This window comes from Phenylobacterium sp., assembly GCF_036263695.1.
Lineage (GTDB): Bacteria > Pseudomonadota > Alphaproteobacteria > Caulobacterales > Caulobacteraceae > Phenylobacterium.
The window spans coordinates 1-2,655 of sequence record NZ_DATAGM010000244.1 but is presented as its reverse complement, the minus strand read 5'-3'; the positions used below and the strand labels follow the sequence as shown (position 1 = coordinate 2,655).

Sequence of the window (2,655 nt, the reverse complement as noted above, 5' to 3'; positions counted from 1 at the left end):
AGCCCCAAAGTGAAATTGGGAATAGTCGTCGCTCTTTCTTTCTCCCAGCAAAATATAATCGGTATCCAGCTTGTGGATTCTAGCGATGCGATACTTCCCGAGATCTCTCCCAAGTATGCGACCGGCCGCGGTTGCGACTGGGCTGGGCAGGGGTTGAATGTCTGGATTTGCTAGCTCGTAAATGCCGATAAAGCGCTTGTATCTCGGTTGTTCACCGGCTGGAACGGTGCGTTTGATCGGAAAATAGGCAACATCCCGATCAAGCAACTCTTCTCGCCGCCACTTCGCTGCTACGAATCTCGCGTTTCTAGATGCCACTCCACTGCCATCTCTATCGATGATAGAGTAGTCAATCCGCCAGTTCGCCATGGAAGTGTCGCCAACGTTCGCCTTTGGAAAGAACTCTCCCGGCTTGACCGACTTGTAAGCAATTGCCGCGGCTCCCAAAACCGTTGACTTTCCGCCCCCGTTGGTACCGATCAGCGCGGTCACCGGAAAGTCGAACCTGATCGTCTGGTCAGTGAGCGCTCGAACGCGCGAGAGCTTCATTTCGACGAGATATTTTCGGTAATTTCGCTTTGCTACACGCTGCTTCAGCTCGTCTATGTCAGATTGATGGATGTCCATGTTGGCCCTCGCGATGAGACGTGCCGCAGCCGCTTAGCCAAGGGCACTCAGCTGGCTCAGACTGATTCTCGTTCAGTAACTTAAGGTGGATCGGGGCCACCCTCCACGCATACAGGCACATCCTAAGTACCATCTGCGACCGCCGCCTGCACTAGAACGAGCTGGACGTGGGAGGCGGGATCGTCTCTCGCGATAGGAACCTGTGCTAAGCTCTCCCCGAAGGAGCACCCGGTGGGCGCGCAGCGTGGGCCGATGCTGGCGTGGTGGTTCGCCGTCCTGGCGGCGGCGACGCTCTGGAGTGCGGCCGGGGTTCAGGCGCAAGCGCCCGACCGGCCGGGGCCAGTGCTGGTCCTCGACATCGACGGCGCCATCGGCCCCGCCACGACGGAATACATCCGGGACGGCCTCGCCGAGGCCAAGGCGCGCAACGCCCGCCTGCTGGTGATCCGGATGGACACGCCGGGCGGGCTGGACAGCGCCACGCGGGTCATCATCGCGGAGATCCTGGCCTCGCCGACGCCCGTGGCGACCTTCGTCGCGCCGGCGGGGGCGCGGGCGGCGAGCGCGGGGACCTACATCCTCTATGCCAGCCACCTGGCGGCGATGGCGCCGGGGACGCACTTAGGCGCGGCGACTCCGGTCTCCATGGGCGGGGGGGCCTCGCCGCTGCCCGGCGGCGACGGCGGGGCGGACAGCCCTGAGGAGAAGGCGAAGGAGACGGCTGAGAAGGCGCCGACCGACGCCATGACCGCCAAGGTGGTCAACGACGCGGCCGCCTACCTCGCCAGCCTCGCCGCCCTGCAGGGGCGCGACGCCGCGTTCGCGGAGGCGGCGGTGCGGCAGGCGGCGACGCTCACCTCCGGCCAGGCGCTGGAGCGCAAGGTCATCGAGGTGCTGGCGGCGGACCTGCCTGGCCTGATCGCGGCGGCCGACGGGCGGACGGTGCAGCTGGCGGGCAAGCCGCACGTGCTGGCGCTGGCGGGCGCGCAGGTGGTGGAGCGCCCGCCCGACTGGCGCAACGCCCTGCTGGCGGCGATCGCCGACCCGAACATCGCCTACCTGCTGCTGCTGGTCGGCGTCTACGGCCTGATCTTCGAGTTCATGAGCCCGGGGAGCTACCTGCCGGGCTTGATCGGCGCGGTGTCGCTGATCGTTTCGCTGTTCTCGCTAAACCTGCTGCCGGTGAACTACGCCGGGCTGGCGCTGATCGTGCTGGGGATCGGCCTTCTGGCCGGCGAGGCGTTTGCGCCGGGCGTCGGGGCGCTCGGCGTCGGCGGCACGGTGGCGCTCGCACTCGGCAGCCTGATCCTCTTCAAGGGCCCGGTCCCGGAGATGCAGATCTCGCCCGTGCTGGTCGGCGTCGTGGCGGCCGCCTCGCTGGCCTACTTCAGCATCGTGGTCGCCGCGGCGGTGAGGAACCGACGCCGGCCGGCGGCGGTGGGGAACCTGGTGGGCGCCTCCGGGCCGGTGCTGAGCTGGGCGGGCGAGGAGGGCTTCGTGCGGCTGGAGGGCGAAAGCTGGCGGGCCAGGTCCGCCCGCCCGCTGGCGCCCGGCCAGACGGCGAAGGTCACGGCGCGGGACGGGCTGACCGTGGTGGTGGAGGCCGATTCCCCCACGACCGCTCATCCCGGCGAAAGCCGGGATCCAGACGGGGTTTCCGCCGGGAAAGCCTGAGGGTCTGGCCGGCTCAGTATGGATCCCGGCTTTCGCCGGGATGAGCGGATTAGAAAGGGCGAGCGAATGCAGCTCTACATCGACCTCGGGGTCTGGATCGTCGTCGGCCTGGCGGTGCTGTTCGTGCTGGCCCAGGCGATCAAGATCCTGCGGGAATACGAGCGGGGCGTGATCTTCACGCTGGGCCGGTTCACCGGGGTGAAGGGGCCGGGGCTGATCATCCTGATCCCCATCGTGCAGCAGATGGTGAAGGTCTCCCTGCGGACCATCGTGCTGGACGTGCCGAGCCAGGACGTCATCTCCCGCGACAACGTCTCGGTGAAGGTCTCGGCGGTAGTCTATTTCCGGGTCGTC

3 protein-coding genes are annotated in these 2,655 nt (G+C 66.7%); 2 read left to right on the top strand and 1 reads right to left on the bottom strand.

Features of this window, described 5'->3' with window-relative positions:
• Nucleotides 1-627: ATP-binding protein (locus VHK87_RS09875; RefSeq protein ID WP_329634726.1), on the bottom strand; the 627-nt coding region annotated here is incomplete at its 3' end.
• Nucleotides 628-858: 231 nt separating this feature from the next.
• On the opposite strand from VHK87_RS09875, the gene VHK87_RS09870 reads away from it, so the two are divergent.
• Together VHK87_RS09870 and VHK87_RS09865 are read left to right on the top strand one after the other, a co-directional pair.
• Nucleotides 859-2,301, top strand: a complete 1,443-nt coding sequence (locus tag VHK87_RS09870; protein WP_329634725.1) for a nodulation protein NfeD — start codon at nt 859-861, stop codon at nt 2,299-2,301.
• A gap of 66 nt (nt 2,302-2,367) precedes the next feature.
• The coding region (locus VHK87_RS09865) for an SPFH domain-containing protein (RefSeq protein WP_329634724.1) at nt 2,368-2,655 on the top strand (288 nt) is incomplete at its 3' end.